A 280-nucleotide genomic window follows, 5' to 3' on the forward strand; every position below is an offset into this window, starting at 1 on the left:
GGCGCGGTCGGGTCCGATCGCCTCGGCCGAACCGTGCCCCAGCACGGCCGCCACCTGCGAGCGCACCAGCTGCAGCACCGCACGGCGCCGCTCGCCGGCGGTCAGCCCGGACAGCCGGTCCGCGAGACCGCCGGCCGCGGTGGCGGCGGTCGCGGCGGAGGCCGCCTGCCGTCGGGTCGCGGGGGCGAGGGCGCGGAGGAGGGCGGGGACCTCGTCGGTGCGGGTGCGCAGGGCGGCGGTGTCGACCCGCAGCGGGACGACCGTGGCCTCGCCGCGCTCC

At 81.8% G+C, this 280-nt stretch carries 1 protein-coding gene; it reads right to left on the reverse strand.

The genetic code is table 11. The features are described from left to right. Nucleotides 1–280 (reverse strand): acyl carrier protein (locus tag ADK41_RS13745; RefSeq protein WP_159043969.1); only part of this gene is annotated, 280 nt, incomplete at both ends.

Origin of the sequence: Streptomyces caelestis (assembly GCF_001279005.1) — a bacterium.
GTDB classification, from domain to species: Bacteria; Actinomycetota; Actinomycetes; order Streptomycetales; family Streptomycetaceae; genus Streptomyces; species Streptomyces heliomycini.